This is a genomic window from Photobacterium sp. OFAV2-7 (genome assembly GCF_022347985.1).
In the GTDB taxonomy this organism is placed as follows: domain Bacteria; phylum Pseudomonadota; class Gammaproteobacteria; order Enterobacterales; family Vibrionaceae; genus Photobacterium.
Map to the genome: position 1 here is coordinate 1 of NZ_JAKRFQ010000600.1, position 3281 is coordinate 3281.

The following is a 3281-nucleotide window of genomic DNA, read 5'->3' on the forward strand; positions in this document are numbered from 1 at the left end:
CCCGATCATTAAACTGATTTTGATTAACCTGAAGCAAGTATGCTTCCAGTTTATAAAATATACGACTCCCAAAGGAGCCGTCAATTAAGCTTCCAGCCAGCAATAGCTACAAGCGCATCCTTACGGTTAGAAGTTCGCCAGGAAGTAAGGAATAATCAGCGCGTTGGCCAGATCGATAAAGAATGCACACACCAAAGGCACGATAATAAACGCCTGATGCGAGTTACCGTAGCGCTGGGATACCGCGGACATATTGGCCATTGCCGTCGGGGTCGAGCCAAGCGAGATACCACCAAAGCCCGCACACACAACGGCGGCATCGTAGTTTTTACCCATGACAGGGAATACGATGAAGATATTAACCACAATCGCTACAATGAACTGCGCACCGAGTATCGCGAAAATCGGCCCTGCCAAGTCCACCAAAGTCCATAACTGCATACTCATTAGCGACATCGCCAAAAAGGTACCCAGTGACACGTCAGCAATTAGAGCAATCGCCGGTTTGCGTGACGGCCACTTGGTTCCGGAAATCCGAGGATAAGCATCCGGGACTAAATTTGTTATCACAATCCCGGCAAACAAGCAGGTGACAAACAATGGTAGCTGCAGACCTAGCTCTGCAATGGTTTCATTGAGAATAAAACCCAAAATCGCACAGACGTGAATTGCAAAAATCGCATCGAGAAAATCGAAGCCGGTTATTGTTCCATCACCATTTTGCGATTCGTCAGCAACACCGACATCCAGCTGCTCTTTGTGATCAGGCTTGAGATCGTAGCGAGTGATCAGGAATTTCGCGATTGGTCCCCCCATCAAACTGGCCAGGATCAGGCCAAAGGTCGCACAGGCAATACCGATCTCCATCGCATTAGAAATACCAAACCCTTCCGAAATACGGGGAGCCCAGGCTATCGCCGTCCCATGACCGCCGATCAGAGAAACACTACCTCCCAGCATACCAACAGCAGAATCCAGACCAAACATAGCGGCAACACTGATCCCGGTGAAATTCTGGACCAGCATGTAACCAATCGTGATAGCTAACAACACCACTAGAGGGATCCCTCCTTTAAGCAGATCCTTCAGGCTGGCATTGATACCGATAGTGGTAAAAAAGTACACCAGCAGGATATCCCTCGCCATCAAGTCAAACTCTATTTCAATATCAGCGACTACATAGACGACTGCGATCAAAACGGAAAATAGGATCCCGCCAGTAACTGGTTCGGGAATACTAAACTCGCGCAGCGGCGCGAACATCTTGTTGAGGCGACGACCGACAAACAGAACAAGAATACCTATCGTCACTGCAAAAAAAGAACTTAGCTTTAAGACCCCATTGGCCCAGTCCATTTCCATTGCTCACCCACCCTAATTCACATCTTGTTGATAACAGCCAGCAAGTAAAATTATGCTTTGATAACAATTCCCATCACTAACATTAGCCAATGAAAATCAATTAAAAAGAAATTCTATGAACAATTATTAACTAAGTGAGCTTAACCAAGGGTAAATTAGTCTGATTTATCAGGCACGAACAATTAAATGATATGCACGTTATAATTAATTCATACTTCAAATTAATTCCGCTAACCGGGCTTTTTTTGATTCATAGCTTCAAGGTATGGATATGCCAGGAGACATACTTATTGATTAATTTGCTCCCATCAAAGCAACATTGAGCATAGCAACTTGAGCATAATAAATATATTCCGTTCGTGCATAGCATGTGTGCCATTATCCATCCTCGTGATGAGGTACTACATTCATTCACAATATGCATATTCGCCAAATACCAGCTCAAACTGTTTAAGCTGACTTAAATCACAGAAACGATATAGAACAAGCATACCTTTCATTAATATATTTGAGCTTAAGCATGTGTTTTAAGATTCAATTAAATCGCATTAATATTATAAAAGTTAAAAATGTATTAATTTCCAAATTAATTTGACATCAAAACAAATATACTATTATTCGATTAATTTTTTGTAATTCTCTTTTTATAAATACTTCCATTTTCTACAGAAAAGAACGATAGTGCTATTTCACTCCTACAACACGTGTTCATTGTCAGAACAACATATATGATGAAACACTAATATTTGCACTTGCTAATATAAGACATCCATCCCATAAAACAATACTTTCATTTAACATGAAGATACACTTTCGAATCCATTTTATATGCATCATAGTTACCACATTTTCAAACTACAACGTTTGAATAAGTCGAATTTATGTATAAGAAAGCTCAAATAACAATGACACCTAACGAGATGAAGCTTTTACTCTACTCCTATTTATATCAAAAAAACATGATAAAATTAACAATTATGATTCATGGAGCAATCAAACTAATTTAATAATGGTAATGTTGGGCACTCTTGTTATCGAACAAGTCAGTTGGCATACGATTAATAAAGCAACAAAAAGTAACTCTTACGTTGCGACTTGAACAAGAAGTGAGAGCTTTAATGTATAAAATAAAAGATTGGATTCTCATCAAAGATGCATCACTTTTGCGCCATTCCGAGACCAATGAAGAAAAGCGTATTGGCAGCCATGACTTTCTAGTCTTATTGGCACTCTGTTCTGAAGCTGGCATGGTTGTTTCTAAAGAAACAATCCTTGAAAAGGCATGGCCAGGGAAGATAGTCTCTGACAGCTCTATCACTCAGGCTATCAGCAATATACGTACTCTAATAGGTGATAACGGCAAAGAGCAAAAGTGGCTTAAAACCATCGCAAAAGTAGGTTATAAACTCGAGAGCGAAATAGTCAAAGACATCTCGAAAGAGGAAACTTGCGAAGATAAGAATAACGATAGTGCTGCCATTGCTTCTCCGATAAATATATCCTCACCACAAATAAGCATTGAGCCACTTAATATTGCAAAGAAAAAATGGCCATATTTTTCTGGTTCTCTAATTTTCATGATTTCATTTTACTTAATAGGAGATGCTCCATACTTACCATATATTCGTGAGGTTACGCCTAGTAAATCTATAACACCTAATCAAGTTTACTCAGATAGCATATTAAAGATTTATTCAGATAACGATGAGTTCATTGATATTATTTCAGACTCTATTAATAATGTATTAATTTCAACATCAAATAAAAAACGACCAAAATCAATTTATTTAATGTTAAAGAAAGACTATCTGTCTATCGTAATTATTGATAGTAATAAATTGCCACACAATATGATTATCCTTCTTGAAAACAACGAATCCATATCTGAAATAGAAAAACTCACAATTAAAGAGGTCGGT

At 38.8% G+C, this 3281-nt stretch carries 2 protein-coding genes; one reads left to right on the top strand and one right to left on the bottom strand.

What is annotated here, in order from left to right; genetic code table 11:
- Positions 1–126 precede the first annotated feature (126 nt).
- On the bottom strand, positions 127–1356 hold the full coding sequence (gene gltS / locus MHN01_RS21505; RefSeq protein WP_239413350.1) for a sodium/glutamate symporter: 1230 nt from the start codon (positions 1354–1356) through the stop codon (positions 127–129).
- A 1124-nt stretch (positions 1357–2480) separates the two neighbouring features.
- Here gltS and MHN01_RS21510 point away from each other — a divergent pair.
- The coding region (locus MHN01_RS21510; protein WP_239413349.1) for a winged helix-turn-helix domain-containing protein at positions 2481–3281 on the top strand (801 nt) is incomplete at its 3' end.

What these genes read in the sequence shown, in the direction of transcription:
- gltS (WP_239413350.1), bottom strand. Translation starts at nt 1,356, where the DNA reads ATGGACTGGGCCAATGGGGTCTTAAAGCTAAGTTCTTTTTTTGCAGTG.